Annotated in this window: 20 protein-coding genes; 9 read left to right on the forward strand and 11 right to left on the reverse strand. The window is 66.4% G+C overall.

Going from position 1 to position 15558, the window contains the following annotated elements:
• Nucleotides 1-8 precede the first annotated feature (8 nt).
• Entirely contained in the window at nt 9-1079 is a 1071-nt protein-coding gene (coxB, locus tag ACZ1JV_RS24895; protein ID WP_465150966.1) for a cytochrome c oxidase subunit II, read from the reverse strand.
• A gap of 221 nt (nt 1080-1300) precedes the next feature.
• Between coxB and pyrE the strand changes: the two genes are divergently transcribed.
• The 7 genes from pyrE to ruvX all read left to right on the forward strand — a co-directional run bounded on the left by pyrE (nt 1301) and on the right by ruvX (nt 6833).
• Nucleotides 1301-1885 (forward strand): orotate phosphoribosyltransferase, encoded by a 585-nt coding sequence (pyrE, locus tag ACZ1JV_RS24900; RefSeq protein WP_395330422.1) that lies wholly within the window; start codon nt 1301-1303, stop codon nt 1883-1885.
• 13 nt (nt 1886-1898) lie between these two features.
• Entirely contained in the window at nt 1899-2981 is a 1083-nt protein-coding gene (locus ACZ1JV_RS24905) for a serine hydrolase domain-containing protein (protein WP_465150967.1), read from the forward strand.
• Complete coding sequence (locus ACZ1JV_RS24910; protein WP_465150968.1) at nt 2978-3721, forward strand: pyridoxine 5'-phosphate synthase; 744 nt, start codon at nt 2978-2980, stop codon at nt 3719-3721. Before ACZ1JV_RS24905 ends, ACZ1JV_RS24910 begins: the two co-directional genes overlap by 4 nt.
• A gap of 115 nt (nt 3722-3836) precedes the next feature.
• Nucleotides 3837-4247 carry a holo-ACP synthase gene (gene acpS, locus ACZ1JV_RS24915; protein WP_465150969.1) on the forward strand — a complete coding sequence of 137 codons (411 nt, stop codon included), beginning with the start codon at nt 3837-3839 and terminating at the stop codon, nt 4245-4247.
• Nucleotides 4248-4268: 21 nt separating this feature from the next.
• Entirely contained in the window at nt 4269-5198 is a 930-nt protein-coding gene (lepB, locus tag ACZ1JV_RS24920) for a signal peptidase I (protein ID WP_465137145.1), read from the forward strand.
• Nucleotides 5195-6316, forward strand: a complete 1122-nt coding sequence (locus ACZ1JV_RS24925) for an AI-2E family transporter (protein WP_465150970.1) — start codon at nt 5195-5197, stop codon at nt 6314-6316. Before lepB ends, ACZ1JV_RS24925 begins: the two co-directional genes overlap by 4 nt.
• 31 nt (nt 6317-6347) lie before the next feature.
• Nucleotides 6348-6833 (forward strand): Holliday junction resolvase RuvX, encoded by a 486-nt coding sequence (gene ruvX, locus ACZ1JV_RS24930; RefSeq protein ID WP_465137143.1) that lies wholly within the window; start codon nt 6348-6350, stop codon nt 6831-6833.
• Between the two features lie 4 nt (nt 6834-6837).
• On the opposite strand, the gene ACZ1JV_RS24935 is transcribed toward ruvX, so the two are convergent.
• The 8 genes from ACZ1JV_RS24935 to argH all read right to left on the reverse strand — a co-directional run bounded on the left by ACZ1JV_RS24935 (nt 6838) and on the right by argH (nt 13246).
• Nucleotides 6838-7029 (reverse strand): hypothetical protein, encoded by a 192-nt coding sequence (locus tag ACZ1JV_RS24935; protein ID WP_465150971.1) that lies wholly within the window; start codon nt 7027-7029, stop codon nt 6838-6840.
• A gap of 242 nt (nt 7030-7271) precedes the next feature.
• Nucleotides 7272-8165: a transposase gene (locus ACZ1JV_RS24940; protein WP_465150972.1), complete on the reverse strand. Its 894-nt coding sequence runs from the start codon at nt 8163-8165 to the stop codon at nt 7272-7274.
• A complete protein-coding gene (locus ACZ1JV_RS24945; RefSeq protein WP_465150973.1) occupies nt 8165-9118 on the reverse strand; it encodes a hypothetical protein in 954 nt (317 codons plus the stop codon). Before ACZ1JV_RS24945 ends, ACZ1JV_RS24940 begins: the two co-directional genes overlap by 1 nt.
• A gap of 22 nt (nt 9119-9140) precedes the next feature.
• Nucleotides 9141-9320 (reverse strand): hypothetical protein, encoded by a 180-nt coding sequence (locus ACZ1JV_RS24950; protein ID WP_465137139.1) that lies wholly within the window; start codon nt 9318-9320, stop codon nt 9141-9143.
• A 180-nt stretch (nt 9321-9500) separates the two neighbouring features.
• Nucleotides 9501-10289, reverse strand: a complete 789-nt coding sequence (locus tag ACZ1JV_RS24955; RefSeq protein ID WP_465150974.1) for a precorrin-2 dehydrogenase/sirohydrochlorin ferrochelatase family protein — start codon at nt 10287-10289, stop codon at nt 9501-9503.
• A 39-nt stretch (nt 10290-10328) separates the two neighbouring features.
• The gene (gene lysA / locus ACZ1JV_RS24960; protein WP_465150975.1) at nt 10329-11594 is read right to left on the reverse strand and encodes a diaminopimelate decarboxylase; all 1266 of its coding nucleotides are present in this window, start codon (nt 11592-11594) and stop codon (nt 10329-10331) included.
• A gap of 21 nt (nt 11595-11615) precedes the next feature.
• On the reverse strand, nt 11616-11867 hold the full coding sequence (locus tag ACZ1JV_RS24965) for a hypothetical protein (RefSeq protein ID WP_465150976.1): 252 nt from the start codon (nt 11865-11867) through the stop codon (nt 11616-11618).
• Nucleotides 11868-11872: 5 nt separating this feature from the next.
• Complete coding sequence (argH, locus tag ACZ1JV_RS24970) at nt 11873-13246, reverse strand: argininosuccinate lyase (RefSeq protein ID WP_465152649.1); 1374 nt, start codon at nt 13244-13246, stop codon at nt 11873-11875.
• An 82-nt stretch (nt 13247-13328) separates the two neighbouring features.
• On the opposite strand from argH, the gene ACZ1JV_RS24975 reads away from it, so the two are divergent.
• A complete protein-coding gene (locus ACZ1JV_RS24975; protein WP_465150977.1) occupies nt 13329-13850 on the forward strand; it encodes a TlpA family protein disulfide reductase in 522 nt (173 codons plus the stop codon).
• A gap of 79 nt (nt 13851-13929) precedes the next feature.
• Nucleotides 13930-14151 (forward strand): hypothetical protein, encoded by a 222-nt coding sequence (locus tag ACZ1JV_RS24980; RefSeq protein WP_465150978.1) that lies wholly within the window; start codon nt 13930-13932, stop codon nt 14149-14151.
• A 107-nt stretch (nt 14152-14258) separates the two neighbouring features.
• Here ACZ1JV_RS24980 and ACZ1JV_RS24985 read toward each other — a convergent pair whose 3' ends face one another.
• On the reverse strand, nt 14259-14585 hold the full coding sequence (locus tag ACZ1JV_RS24985; protein ID WP_465150979.1) for a YnfA family protein: 327 nt from the start codon (nt 14583-14585) through the stop codon (nt 14259-14261).
• Between the two features lie 46 nt (nt 14586-14631).
• Nucleotides 14632-15543 (reverse strand): VOC family protein, encoded by a 912-nt coding sequence (locus ACZ1JV_RS24990; RefSeq protein WP_465150980.1) that lies wholly within the window; start codon nt 15541-15543, stop codon nt 14632-14634.
• Nucleotides 15544-15558: the final 15 nt, after the last annotated feature.

Consider the following 15558-nt stretch of genomic DNA (forward strand, 5'->3'; position numbering starts at 1 on the left):
ATTCGCTCTTATTCGGCGGCTGCGTTGGCGTCGGCTGCGCCGGCCGTGGGGGCAGCTTCGGAAGCTTCCGCCGTGGCAGTCGCTGCCGGTGCCGCGCCGGCGGCAGCGGCCGGAGCCGCTGCGGGCTTGGCCTGTCCGTCGATCACGCCGCCGGCGTGGGTCAGGACCCAGGCATCGTATTGCGCACGGGGCAGCGCCTCGACCGCGATCGGCATGTAACCATGCTTGGCACCGCACAGTTCGGAGCACTGGCCGTAGTAGACGCCCGGCCTTTCGACCAGGAGGACCTTCTCGTTGATGCGGCCGGGAACCGCGTCGAGCTTGAACCAGAGCGAGGGCACCGCGAAGGAGTGGATAACGTCCGCCGCGGTGATCTGCAGGCGGATCGGTTCGCCCACTGGCACGACCATGCGGTTGTCCACCTCAAGATGCGAGGGGCCGTCCCAGGGCTTGGAACCCACTTCGCGCACGCCGTTGTTGATCACCGGCTGGCCGGGGATGTTGAGCATGTTCGAAACGACTTCGAAATCGCCATTGTCGGGATAGCCGTAAGTCCAGAACCACTGGTTGCCGGTGACCTTGATGGTCAGCGCGCCTTTGGGGGCCGGCTTGTACTGCTTGGCGATCAGGTCGATCGAGGGAACCGCGATGCCGATCAGGATCAGCACGGGCAGCAGCGTCCACACCACTTCGAGAACGGTGTTGTGGCTGGTCTTCGAAGGAACCGGATTGGCGCGGCGGTTGAAACGCACCACGATGACGAGCAGCAGGAACAGCACCAGCACGGTGATGATCGTGATGATCGGCATCAACACGATGTCGTGTATCCACTCACCATATTCGCCGATCTTCGAATATTCGTGTTGCAGGCCGATCGCGCCGTCCACCGGCATGCCGATACCCGGCGTCGGCTTCATCGGCGTGTATCCGGCGGCGGGCGCAGTTACAGGTCCGGCCGCAGCCGCTTCCGCCGCGTAAGCAGCGGCAGAGGCGCCGAAAACGGCACCGAACGCGGAAATTGCCAATCCAAAGGCCTTTGCAGCCTCACCCAAATTACGAACGGTCTTGCCCAATGTCATGGATTCAGCGCTTTCCCGTTTCTTATTCGCGCCTGGAGTGACCTCTCCAGAAAGAGTCGCCTCCCAAGCGCGCACCCCTGTTGCGGAGGCTTTTGCCCCCCTTCTCAGGGGGCTATACGCGGCCTTGCCGCTGGTCTCAAGCGCCTCTAGGGGATTTTCGCTCCCCCATGGCGCGATATCGCGCCCGAACATTGCAAATTGCACCAAAGGATTACGCCGCCATGCAGGAAGAAGACGTCCTCATCGAGTTCCGCGCCAGCAAGGCCTTGCTTGAGGGGCATTTCCTGCTTTCCTCGGGCCGCCACAGCGCGCATTACCTGCAGTGCGCCCGGGTTCTGATGAACCCCGATCGCGCCGCGCGACTCGCCGTGGCGCTGGCTGCAAAACTCCCCCACGATATTCGCAAGTCGATCGACAAGGTCGTCTCGCCGGCCATGGGCGGCGTCATCATCGGCCAGGAAATGGGCCGCGCGCTGCAAGTTGACGCGATGTTCGTCGAGCGCCCCACCGGCACTTTCGAGCTTCGCCGCGGCTTTGCGCTGGAACCGGGCGACAAGGTGCTGATGGTGGAAGACGTCGTCACCACCGGCCTTTCCAGCCGCGAGGCGATCAAGGCGATCGAGGAAGCCGGCGGCGAAGTCATCGCAGCCGCATCGCTGGTGGACCGTTCGGGCGGCTCGGTGGATCTGGGCGTGCCCTATTTCCCGCTCGTCGCACTCAATTTCCCGACTTACGCGCCGGATGAACTGCCGCCGGAACTGGCTGCCACCCAGGCCGTCAAGCCGGGCAGCCGCGCGCAGGCCTGAGAGCGGCCAAACGATGTCCATGCGGCTTCCCGGCAAGCTGGCTATCGCTCTGGCGATACTCGCTTTCCCGGTCACTGCATGGGCGTCCACCCCCTCTCTCCCGGACCGAATCCGTGATCGCGCCGAGACCGAACGATTCGACGGCGCAATCCTGATCGGTGAGCAGGACGGCACGTTTCAGATCCTGACCCTCGGCCCCGATCCGGTGCCAGCCGATGCTGTCTGGCGCTGGGCTTCGATCACCAAACAATTCGCCGCCGTGATCGCCATGCAGGAAGTGGCCGCGGGCCGGATAGACCTAGACGCGCCCGTCACGCGCTATTGGCCCGAGTGGCAGGCCCCGCAGGCCGCGCATATCCGCATTCGCGACCTGCTGCGCCATGACAGCGGCTTGCCGCAGCCCGACGAGAGCCCGGCCGACGCCCAGGGCGTGCCCGCCTTCTACGGTTCCGCCGCAGCCACGCCGGAAGCCGCCGCCAGTGCCTTTTGCGCCGGCCCCGCCCGCGCCGCGCCGCCGGCCGGCTTCGAATACAACAATTGCGACACCATCGTGCTGGCCGAAGTACTGCACCGCGTAACCGGCAAGCGGTTCGCGGATCTGCTGACCGAGCGAATCTCCCGCCCGACCGGCGCGAAGAGCATCGGCCTCTATTCCCTCGGCCCACGTCCGGCCGGGCAAGTCTTGCCCAATGGCGCGTACAGCGCGATCGATCCGCTGCTGAATCTGGGCGTCTACGGCGCGTCCGGCGGCGCCTATGGGACGATTCGCGATCTCTGGCGCTTCGACCACGCCCTACTCTCGGGCGCCTTGCTGAAGGCGCCGGAGCGGGAGGCGATGTGGCAATCGACCCGCGAAAACGGCTTTTACGGCTTCTTCCAGTGGATCTTTCCCAGCCGGCTTTCGGGCTGCGCCACCGAAGAACGCGTGGTCGAACGGCAAGGACTTATTGCCGGTTTCGAACATCGCAATTATCTGCTTCCCCGCACCGGGCGCGCGGTGATCTTCTTTTCGCGCCACCGTCCCGCGAATTATGGCGATCCCTGGAAGCAAGAGGGTTTTGCCTATGACGTGCTTTCCATGGTGAACTGCCGATGACTTCCGTGCTCAATCCGTCCCGCCTGCGCCTTGGCGTGAACATCGACCACGTCGCCACCATCCGCAATGCGCGCGGCGGCGAACATCCCGATCCGGCCCGCGCCGCGCAGATCGTCGCAGCGGCGGGGGGCGACGGCATCACCGTCCACTTGCGCGAGGATCGCCGGCATATCCGCGACGAAGATCTGGAGCGCGTGGCCGCCGCCACCGGCCTGCCGATCAATCTGGAAATGGCCGCGACGGACGAGATGCTGGAGATCGCGCTGCGCCACAAACCGCACGCCGCCTGCATCGTGCCCGAACGGCGTGAGGAGCGCACGACCGAGGGCGGGCTGGACGCGGCCGGGCAGCACAACCGCCTTGCCCCCATCGTCGCGCGGCTGGCCGATGCCGGCGTGCGCGTCAGCCTGTTCATCGCGCCGGAACCGCGCCAGATCGAGGCGGCGATGAAGCTGGGCGCGCCGGTGGTGGAGTTCCACACCGGCGAATATGCCCATGCCGAAGGCGAGCAAGTCGCGGTGGAACTGCGCCGCATCGTCGACATGGCCGCGCTGGCCGCCAAGAACGGCATCGAGCCGCACGCCGGCCACGGGCTCACGTACGACAATGTGCAGCCGATTGCCGCGATTCCGCAACTCGCGGAACTCAACATCGGTCACTATCTGATCGGTGAGGCTATTTTCTGCGGGCTGGAGGCAAGCGTGAAGAAGATGCGCGCCCTGATGGACGAAGTGCGGTGAAGGACCGATGCTTCCCCCGTCATCCCAGCGAACGCCGGGATCGCGTGCCGCTGGCGCAGTGCTTGATTGAGAGCGGCCCCAGCTTGCGCTGGGGTGACGAGTTGGGAGGATCGTCGTGATCATCGGCCTGGGCTCCGACCTCTGCAATATCGAGCGGATCCAGAATTCGCTCGACCGCTATGGCGAGCGTTTCCTTCAGCGCGTCTTCACCGAAGTCGAGCGGGCCAAGGCCGCCCGCCGCCCGCACACCATAGCCGGCACGCTGGCCAAGCGCTTCGCCGCCAAGGAGGCTTTCTCCAAGGCCGTGGGCACCGGATTCAAGGCCGGCGTGTTCATGAAGGACATCGGCGTGGTCAACGCCCCCTCCGGCGCGCCGACCCTGGCGCTGACCGGCGGCGCAAAAACCCGGCTGGAAAGCCTGATCCCGGCTGGTCATGAGGCCATCATTCACCTAACGCTCACGGACGATCACCCATGGGCCCAGGCCTTCGTGATCATCGAAGCCCGTCCCCTCCCCCAATCCTGATTCGAGTTCTGCGCCCTCACCATGGCAGAAGACCTTCCCCAGACCTCCGCACCTGAAAACACGCCTGCCAAAGCGGCCGAGAAGGAAAAGGTCAACTGGCTGCAGGAACTGCGCGGGCTGGCGCTGATGCTGCTGGGCGTGCTGGCGTTCCACTCGCTGATCGCCAAGCCGTTCTACATCCCGTCGATCTCGATGATGCCGAACCTGCTGGTGGGCGACCGGCTGGTGGTTTCCAAGTACCCCTATGGCTGGAACTGGTCGTCGATCAGCTTCCACCTGCTTCCGCGCAGCACCTGGCATATCTTCGAACGCACGCCCGAATACGGCGACATCGTGATCGTCGTGCCCGGCAACCGCACGGCCGACCTGATCAAGCGCGTGGTCGCGCGGCCGGGAGACCGGATCGCGGTGATCGACGGCCGCATCCGCCTGAACGGCACCTTCGTCCCGCGTGAGATGGAGCCGCCGGTGCGCATTCCCGCCGACGATTCGCTGCGCTGCGAAGGCGATGCGGAGCCCGGCCACTGCTACGACGGCTTCGAACAGTTCCGCACTCGCCTGCCCAGCGGCAAGGAAGTGTACGAATTGCCGACCTATCGTGAAACCTTGCCCAACGGCGCCAGTTACGATGTGATCGACTACATCGATCAGGAGCTGGACAATTATCCGGAGATCAAGGTGCCCGAAGGCCATGTCTTCCTGATGGGCGACGACCGCGACCGCTCGGCCGACAGCCGCGCCCCGTTCGAACTGGACATGTTCGGCCAGCCCAGCGGCGGGCTTGGCGGCCCGGTGCCGCTGACCAATATCGGCGGCCGCGCCGAATTCATCACCTTCTCGCTGGACGGTACCCAGACCTGGAATCCGCTGAGCTGGTGGCGGGCCCTGCGTGAAGGCCGTGCCTTCTCCAGCCTGCGCCCGCCGGTCGATCCCGCCAAGGCCTGGAAGTGAGCGGACCGGGTCACTCCTCGCCCCCGGACGGGGCCGTCCCCCTTGAGGAGCGCACCGGGCCGACCGACATTGCCGACCCGCTGATCCGCACAGAGGCGCGCAAGGCCTTCGTGTGGATCGGCATGGCCGCGCTTTTCGCGCTGGTCGTGTTCCTTTCGCAATCGTTGCTGGTGATCTTCGGCGGCGTGGTGGTTGCCGCGCTGATCGACGGCGGCGCCCGCCTGCTTGGCAAAGTGCTGAAGATCCCGCGCGGCTGGCGCGTCGCGCTGGTGCTGTTGCTGGCGTTGGCCTTCGTGATCTGGATGGGCGATTTCGCCGGCAGCCAGATCGCCGCGCAGGCCGCGGAACTTCCCGCCACCCTGGAAAGCCAGTTCCATCGCGGCGCCGTCTGGCTGGAAAGCCACGGTTTCGGGCTGCGCGTCACCGACATGCGCTCGCTCGCCAAGGAGGCGGTCAGCGGCGTGGGCGGCGGCATCGGGCAAGTCACGCGCATGGTCGGCGGCCTGATCGGCGGGCTCACCACGCTGTTCCTGATACTGGTGCTGGGCATCTACTTCGCGCTCGAACCGCTGCTGTACCGGCGCGGGGTGGGCTGGATGCTGCCCCACGACCGCCGCGAACATTTCGAGGAAACGGCAGGGATCATGGGTCAGGCTTTGCGCCGCCTGCTGCTCGGCCGCGTGATCGGCATGACGGTGGAGGGCCTTTTCACCTGGGTCATGCTGGAAATCTACGGCGTGCCGATGGCGACGCTGCTGGCGCTGATCACCGGCCTGCTGGCCTTCCTGCCCAACATCGGCGCGCCGATTTCGGGCCTGCTGATGATCCTCGTCGGCTTTTCCGGCAGCTATGAAATGGGGCTCTACACGATCTTCGTCTACGCCTTGATCCACCTGATCGACGGCTATCTGATCGTGCCGGTCATCGCCCGCAAGGCCGTGGACCTGCCGCCCGCGCTGGTGCTGGCCGCGCAGCTGATCATGGGCGTGCTGTTCGGCCTGTTGGGGCTGGCACTGGCCGATCCGCTGGTGGCGATGATCAAGATCTGGCTGGAACGCCAGGCCCAGCTGAACGACGATCTCGCCCCCGCTTCCCCGGAGCACATGACCTCTCTATGAGGGCCGTCCATTCGCGAAGAGGACGGCCTTGATGGCAGACGGCACAGTGATCACCACCGGCGCGCTCGAATACCGGGACGCATTGCCGGAAACGGGCGGCGCCCTGCTCGGGCTCGATCTGGGCACCCAGACTATCGGCACTGCTTTCTGCGACGCCGGCTGGCGCTTCGCCTCGCCCGGCAAGACGCTGAAACGCGGCAAGTTCGGCGCGGACAAAGTGCTGCTGGAAGAACTGATCCGCGAACGATCGATCAAGGGCCTGGTCATCGGTCTGCCGCTCAACATGGACGGTTCCGAAGGCCCCCGTTCGCAATCGAGCCGCGCCTATGCCCGCAACCTTGCCGCGCTGGGCTTGCCGATTCTGCTGTGGGACGAACGCTGGTCCACCAGCGGCGCGGAACGCGGGCTGATCGAACAGGACATGAGCCGGGCCAAGCGCGCCACCCGCATCGATTCCGCCGCCGCCGCCGTGATCCTGCAAGGCGCGATCGATGCGCTGGCCGGCGGGATGTTCTAAGCTTTCATTCCGGCGACCGTTTGGTTTCGAAGCGCAGTTCGCCGATCTCGCCGCGATGGCGCCAAGCGAACCACGCCGCCCCCGCCGCGAGCATCAATGTCACGACTGCCACGGCAATCATGACGAAAATACGCGCCGGCAATGCGCTCCACCAAATCGCGATCACGCCCGCTGCCCCGCAAAGCAGCACGGTCATCGCTCCGCTCCAGTCCGCCCCCTGACGATTGACCGCCCGCGCACGGCCAGTGGCTTGCACTCCGAATACGCCGAGCATCATGATGAAGTAGGCGGCATTGCAATAGGGGTGTAGTGGCTGCGCCAAGTCTGGCTTCTGCCAAACGACAAGCGACAACATCAGCCAGGCCCCGAGCCCCATCCCGGTTGCCGCCCTTGCGACTCTGCGAAGCCATCGGCGCAGTTGCGGCCGCGTTGGCACCTTCACGTCCCGGTGCGCCGTGCTTTGGCTTCCCGCTCCACCAAGCGGCTGCCGGAGCGCTCCGCCGCTGCCCACACGGCATCGCGCGCAGCAAGATCGTCCGCCTGTGCCGCCAGTGCCTGCCAGGCGACCAGCCGCATGCGGTCGCTGGGGTGGGTCCGGCCGAAGCGGATGGCAAGGTCCGCCGCCTCTTCCCCGCCCAGTGCCACCGCCACGCGCAGGAAGCTTTCCGAAGGGCCGTGGCCCAGCAGGTCGGTAATCTCACCCCGGGTAACATCGAAGGCATGGCGGCTTTCCCAGCCTTGCGTGGGATCGGTGTGAACAAGGTCCAGTGACACCGAAAGCGCCTCCGGCGGTTGGCGCAGCAGCACGTCGCGCCGAGCGCGGTAGTGGACCATGCGCCCTTCGTCGAGCGGCCCGCGGCCCACCAGACGCAGTTCCACCCGCTCTCCCGCGTGGCCGATCACCGCTTCGGGGTCATATTCGTAGTCCTCGCCCAGATAGCCGGGGCCGAAATAGCCGAGCGAGAGCACATCGCCCGCGAAATCGTGCGCTTCGCCATAGCCGCAGGCGATCGGGCCGCTGGCGCGATAGACGGCCTCTCTCGGCGACGGCCAGATGCGCGCCCGGATCGAAAAATTGCCGCGCCCAGGCGGCACCAGCATCACCGTCTGCGGACCGCCCGTGGCCAGACCTTCGGCATCGGCGGGCACCGAAGCCAGTCCGGCAAGCAGGTCCACCAGAACATCGCCCAGAAACAGACGATCGTTGCCCAACCGCTGCAGCCAGTTGGCCGCGTGCGAAAGGCTGACTTCGTCGTCCGGATCGAATCCCCAGGTGGCCAGCGCCTCGGTGCATTCGGCCAGCGAAGCATCGGTTGGATCGCGCCGTGTCATTACCCGCGCCATTGCGCCACCTTTTCCAGTTCGGGCCATTCGGCCAGCAAGTCCCGCAGGACCCCCGCGGCCGCCGCCGCCAGCGCCGGATCGTCGCCATCGGCAAGCTCGCCCAGCAGCACCAGCCCAGCCCGGGTATCCAGCGCCAGCACCGCCCGCAGAGCCGACCAGCGCAGCGCGGGCGCGGATGAACCCGAAACGATCCGCCCCAGCGCGGGCACCGCGTCTCGGCGGCCCTGCGCGGCCAGCACCGCGACCGCCAGTTCCAGCCGGCTATCTTCCGCCCGCCCCGCCGCCCGGTGCAGCAAGGCGCCGTCTTCAAAGGCGAATTCGCACACGGGATCGCCATCATCCAGACGGCGCTGAAGGCGCAGGACCACCAGCGCGCCTTGCGCGGAACGCACCTCCATCGCCTCTCTTCGGCCGTCACGGCGCAGCACCGTCCCCGCTGCCAAAGCAATGTCCTGCCGAAGGACCTCGTCCGGCCGCGAGGGATCGCGCAGGCACGCTTCGGCCATGCCCGTTCCGATCAGAACCCGCACCCAAGTCTCGACCGGCGCGAATTCCGCGCTGTGCGGCGTCGGCCGCGCCGCCAGCGCTGCCCCGTCATGCACGGTTACGGCAAGGCTGGCGCCCTTTTCCCGCGCGAGCAGCAGCGTGTGAGCCGCCTTTCGGCGGGCATTGCGCAGCGGCAATTGCCCCAGCGGATTTTCGCGAAGTGCCGGCACCACGGCTTCGACAAGGGCGCCCACCAGGCGCGCGGCGGATGATCCGTCCTCGCCGAAAAGATCCGCCAGCGCCGGGCAATCGTCGATCGGCACGCCATCGGCGAAGCGACCCAGTGCCGCCAGCATCGACGCGGTCCCTTCATCGGCGCGCCAGGTCCTGACGACAGCGGCCAGCCGGCGCTGCCCGGACTGCCAATCCATCCCATTCATTTCGAAACCTGTCATTCCCAGCTCTGCGACCCGTCTTTCATGCGCCGGGATGGAAGGGGTAAAGGCAGTCGAGCAGTTCGGCGCGGTTATCGTCCAGCGAATACCGCCGTGCGGCATCGGCAGACACGCCGAACAAACCGGTCAGATCGCCGAATTCGGGTATCCGGGAGATGTCGATGCGAGGCAGGATGGGTATCGGAAAATCCGTCTGCTGCACAATGTTCCCCTTGGCATGATAGGCCACCGCCGTTCGCACGAAATTGCCGCAGGCTATCGGGCAGCGTGAATTAATTCCTTGCAATTATAAATGCATAATTAACTTTGAATAACCCGCTATTCAAGCCGGCTTCGCGCAAAAACCGCCCCTCTGCCGATCGCGGCGGCCAAGATGAAATACCTATTGCGGCGCCAGCAGGACGATGACCAGCGCGCGCTCGTCGGCATCCTCGCGATGTTCGCCGAGCACGCCGCGTGCGGCGTCGGCGCGGGCGCGGTCCAGCACGGCAGGGGACACGCCGGCGTCATGCAGCACCAGATCGGCCGAGCCGAGCAGGCGCGCCTCACGCAGCGTCAAGTCTTCCGGATCGTGGCTGCGCAGCCGTATTTCGACGCGCCCGCCAGCCTCCGTCCCCGCACCTGCCAACCAGCTCTCGACATGGGCAGCGGAAGTCGCACTCAATGGGTCCAGCACCGCGCCCGATCCCAGCGCGGCATCGAGTGCGCGGCGGCGATCACCCGCGTCGGGAAAGCGGGCGCGCAAGGCCGCGCGCGCCGCATAAAGCGCATCGGCCAATTGCCCCAGCGAGGCAGGCAGCAATGCTTCGAGCCGCAGCCTCAGCTGCTTTGCCAAGCCGGCCGAAGCCCCGCCGGTGCCGATCGCGATCAGCACCGGCGAACGGTCCAGCACCGAGGGCACGGTAAAATCGCATAGCGCCGGCCGATCGACGACATTGACCAGCAGCCCCGCCTGCCGCGCCCGCCGGGCATCGGCTTCGGCTGCAGCGGTATCCTCATGCGCGACGAAAGCGAGCCGGGCACCGGCCCGGCAGCCCGCCTCCAGATCGTCGAACGGCACGGCCCCGGCGCGCAGGACCAGCCGCCGCTTCGCCTCCGCCGCTTCGCCCTCACCCAGCACGATTACTGGGCTGTCGGCGAGGCGGTGGAACAGGGGCACGCTGGCGATCATGCCGCCGATCCTAACCCTGTCGAAGCTGCGCGCAACCGCTCACCCTTGCTTCAGCCACTCCGGCACGGTTTCGGCGGCCAGGATCGTCGCCGGCTCGATACGCTCGGCGACGACCGCCCACTTGTCGCCGTCGACCATGACCTCCGGCACCAGCGCGCGGCTGTTGTAGGTGTTCGCCATCGTCGCGCCGTAAGCGCCGGCAGTGCGGAAGATCGCCAGATCGCCAGCAGCGACTTCGTCGATCTCGCGGCCCATCGCGAAGGTGTCGGAGCTTTCGCAGATAGGGCCGACGATATTGGCGGTGATCGTCTTACCGCTGGGCTTCACCGCCGCGAAATCGTGCCAGGCATCGTACATCGCGGGGCGGGCAAGGTCGTTCATCGCGGCGTCCACCACCACGAACGGGTTCACCGTGCCCTGCTTCACGCGCACGACTTCGGTGACGAGCACGCCCGAATTGCCGGTGATCACGCGGCCGGGTTCAAACATTAGCGTCACGCCCCAGTCCTTCGCGACCGAGGCGACCATCGCGCCGTAGTCCTCGGGCGTCGGCAGCACATCGCTCGCCTTGTAAGGCACGCCAAGGCCGCCGCCGAGGTCCATGTGGGTAACCTTGTGGCCCACCGCGCGGATCTCCTCCATCAGCGCGCCCATCTTGATGAAGGCCTGACGCGAAGGCTCGAGGTCGGAAATCTGGCTGCCGATGTGCACGGCAAGCCCGCGCATATCGAGGCCGGGCAGCGCCGAAAGCCGCGCATAGATGCCGGCGGCGCTGTCGTAGGAAACGCCGAACTTGTTCTCCGCCTTGCCGGTGGAGATCTTGGCGTGGGTGCGCGCGTCGACATCCGGGTTCACGCGGAGCGCACAGGCGGCAACCAGCCCCAGTTCCGCCGCGATTTCCGCGAGTTCGACGCCCTCCTCCTCGCTTTCGAGGTTGAACTGGCCGATCCCCGCCTTCACCGCCGCCGTCAGTTCGCGGCGCGTCTTGCCGACGCCCGAGAAGACCACGTCCGCCGCCGGAATGCCGGCAGCCAGCGCGCGATTCATCTCGCCTTCGGAAACGACGTCCGCCCCATAGCCCTCGTTCGCCAGCAGGCGCAGCACCGCAAGGTTGGGGTTGGACTTCACGGCGAAGGCGATGTGCACGCTGGGCAGCGCCGACAGCGCGGCGCGGAAAACGCGCGCATGGCGGCTGAGCGTCGCGCGCGAATAGACGTAGACGGGCGTGCCGACTTCGGCGGCAATGGCGGCCAGCGAGACGTCTTCGGCGAAAAGCTCGCCGTTGTTCAGGGCAAAATGGTCCATGGTGTTCTCGGCGTCAGGAGTTCATTCGGGCGGCGGCAGATCGTAGGGGTCGTCCTGCCGTTCCTCGGAGCGGGTGCGCAGTTCCACGCTGCGTTCGGGGATGGCCAGCGTGGGCGGCGTCAGCAGTTCCGCCGCCTTGGGCTGCACCGCGCGCCCATAAGGCGCCGGCGGCAACTGCTCGCCTTGTTTGACCGTCAACTGCGCGCGCTGCCCGCAGCCCGCCAGCGTGGCGGCAAGGACCGGCAACAGGATCAGGGCGGCAGTCTTGCGCATCAAGCTCACTCCAGACCGAGCGCGAGCCGGGCTTCGGCCACGCGCAGGCGTACCTGATCGGGCGCCGTGCCGCCGTGCGACTTGCGCGCGGCAACCGAAGCCTCGACCGAGAGCGCCTTGAATACGCGCTCGTCGATGCGGCTGTCGATGGCCTTGAGGTCTTCCAGCGGCAATTGATCGAGCGCGACGCCGCGCTGCTCAGCCAGCTTGACCGCCGAGCCGGTGATGTGGTGCGCTTCGCGGAAGGGAATATTGCCCTCACGCACCAGCCAGTCGGCCAGATCGGTGGCGGTGGCGAAGCCGAGTTCGGCGGCGCCGCGCATGCGATCGGTGCGGAAGCGGGTTTCGGCGACCATGCCGGTCATCGCCGCGATCGAAAGCGCCAGCAGGCTGGCCGCCTCGAACACCGGCGGCTTGTCGTCCTGCATGTCCTTCGAATAGGCCAGCGGCAGGCCCTTCATGGTGATCATCAAGCTGGTCAGGCAGCCGACGATCCGGCCCGAATGGCCGCGCACCAGCTCGGCCGCATCCGGGTTCTTCTTCTGCGGCATGATCGAGCTGCCGGTGGACAGCGAATCGGGCAGCGCCACGAAGCCGAAGGGCTGGCTGGCCCAGATGATGAACTCTTCCGCCAGGCGCGAGAGGTGCAGCGAGCACTGGCTGGCCGCCATCAGGTAATCGAGCGCGAAGTCGCGGTCCGACACCGAATCGAGGCTGTTGTCGGTCGGCGCGTCGAAGCCCAGCGCCTGCGCGGTCATGTGCCGGTCGATCGGGAAACCAGTGCCGGCCAGTGCCGCCGCGCCGAGCGGCGACTTGTTCATGCGCTTGCGGGCATCGGCAAAGCGCGAACGGTCCCGCCCGATCATCTCGTAATAGGCCATCAGGTGATGGCCCAGCGTCACCGGCTGCGCGGTCTGCAGGTGGGTGAAGCCGGGCATGATCGAATCGGCATGCTCGCCCGCGCGGATCACCAGCGCCTTCTGCAGCGCGTCGAGGCCGGCATCGGCCTGGTCCATCGCATCGCGGACCCAAAGGCGGAAATCGGTCGCCACCTGATCGTTGCGCGAACGGGCCGTGTGCAGACGACCGGCCGCCGGGCCGATCAGCTCCGCAAGGCGGCCCTCGGTGGTCATGTGAATGTCTTCGAGGTTCCAGTTTTCGGGCACGCCGCTGGCTTCGTACTCGGCGGCGACCGTATCGAGGCCGTCGCGGATCGACACGGCATCGGCCTCAGTCACCACGCCGCAGGCCGCCAGCATCGCGACGTGCGCCTTGCTGGCCGCGATGTCCTGCCGCCAGAGCGCCTTGTCGAAGGGGATCGAGGCATTTATCTCGCGCATGATCGCCGACGGTCCTTCCGCGAACCGTCCGCCCCACATCTGGTTGGAGCCTGCCCCCTTGCTGTCGTCCACTTCGCTCAAGTCGCTTGTCCTGTGTTCACTGGCGGGGGCGTCGGCCCTCATGATCGCGGGTTGCGATAGGCAAAGCGGGAAGGAGGCGCAACCGCGGGCTACGGAATCCGTCGCTCAGGCGCCGAAATCCAACGAAAAGCTGGACCGTTCGCACAAGGGTGAGCCGATCCCGGACGTGACCCTGGTGGACAATACGGGGGAGAGCCTCGACCTCACCTCGCTCAAGGGCAAGCCGCTGCTGGTCAACCTCTGGGCCACCTGGTGCGCGCCCTGCATCGCCGAGATGCCGACGCTGAACGAACTGGCGGCCAATCCCGATTCGCCGGTGCAGATCCTGCCGATCTCCGAAGACACGGCGGACATGGGCAAGGTCGTGGAAATCCTCCACCGCCGCAAGCTGGACCATATCGAACCCTGGCAGGACGAGCATGGCGATCTGGGCTTCCAGTATGGCGGCAACCTGCCGATCACGATCCTGTTCGACAGTCAGGGCAAGGAAGTCTGGCGCTTCGTAGGCGGCAACGACTGGACCAGCGACGAGGCGAAGAAGCTGATCGCCGAGGCCAAGTAAGGGGTGCGATGCGGTGGCAGGCGTCTTGCTTGCCGCCGCGTGGCATGAGACACTGCGCCTTCATCGAAGGAGCGCCCTCATGCGAAACTTCCTGGGACGCGATCCCGCGGTGACGATGATGTTCGTCGCGGCCATGCTGCTGATGCTTTTGATGGGAACCGCAGCGGTCCTCATCGTGGCTGTCGGCCCGGAATTTCTTGGGCTGGCGAAGATCGCGATACTGCTGACCGGCGCTTTCGCGCTGGTCGGCATCGGCTTCGGGCTGGCCCGCAGCTTGCGCGGGCGAGCGGCTCGCAGCTAGAGCGTTTTCTAATCAGGTGAAATCACCTGATGACTCGGAAAACGCGGAAAACCAAAAGCTTGGAGCAGTTGATCCGATGCAATCGGATCGGAAACTGCTCCAATCGGTCAGGCGCGATGCGGTCCGAACAGGATCACGGCCGCGCCGACAAGGCATAAAGCCACACCGCCAAGATCCCACCGGTCTGGCCGCACGCCTTCCGCCATCCAGAGCCACAGCAGCGCAAAGGTGATGTAGATGCCGCCGTAAGCGGCATAGGCGCGGCCGGCCTGCGAACTGTCCACCAGCGTCAGCAACCAGGCGAACAGCACCAGCGATCCGCATCCCGGCACCAGCCACCACGGCGACTTCTCCATGCGGAGCCATGCCCAGAACGAGAAGCACCCGGCGATCTCCGCCAGCGCCGCGCCGAAGTAGATGAGAATGGATTGCATCTGGCCTGCCTAGCGCGGCCGAGGCGCGCCGTCTTCCCCGTAAAGCTCAGGCCGGCAGCGATATTTCGCCCAGCCGCGATCCTGCCGTGGGGTAGCCCTGCGGCACCTTATCGGTAAACCAGATAAGCCGCTCATGTGCGGCGTCGGGATCGATGGCGAAGCGGGTAGCGGTGTCGCCGATCAGCGGCAGACCACGCGCGCGGAGGGTTTGCGCGGTCGCCTCCGCATCGCGGACTTTGAAGACGAGATGGCAGATGCCCTTCACATCGCGGGCATGGGCCGCGACGGGTGAGCCTTCGGGGCCTTCGAGCGCTTCCAGCACCGTATCGCCCATGGCGAAGGCCGCACAGCGGGCCTCGGGCACATCGCGCGTGCCGATTTCCGGCCATTCCAGCGTTTCCGCGAACAGCGCGCGGGCCTCTTCCAGCGAGGGCGTGGACAGGCCGATGGCCTGAAGTCCCTCGATCCCCAGCGGATGATCCGTGGTAGGCCGCCATGCGGGATCGCGACGCGGATCGCCAGGCATGTCCTGCCGGACGATCTCCAGCCGCATCCCCAGCGCCTGCCCGCGCGGGACAAGGAAATAGAACGCCTCCATCCCCGGATCGTAATGGCGCTTGAACCCGCGCGCGGCGAACCATGCGTCGGCCTCGGCCAGATCGCGGACTTTCAGTGCCACGCCGATCCAGCGATGCGGTGCGGCCGAGCGGCGCAGCATGTCGCCCAGCGGGTGTCCTTCCTGCGCCCCGCGCCCGGCCGGGGCGATGGGGATCACCATGGTGTCGCCGATCATCAGCAGGCTCTCCTCGCGGTCGAGCCCCATTTTCTCGGTTTCCGGCGTGATCAGGATTTCATGCGCGGTGCCCGCCCCGAACACCTCGCGAAAGAAGGCGTCGCAGGCCGGCCGCTCGACATTATCGGCCAGCGACCAGCTTACGTGGACCAGCGGAAACTGCATGTTCCGGCCGGAAGT

The organism is Novosphingobium sp. BL-S-19, from assembly GCF_055521675.1.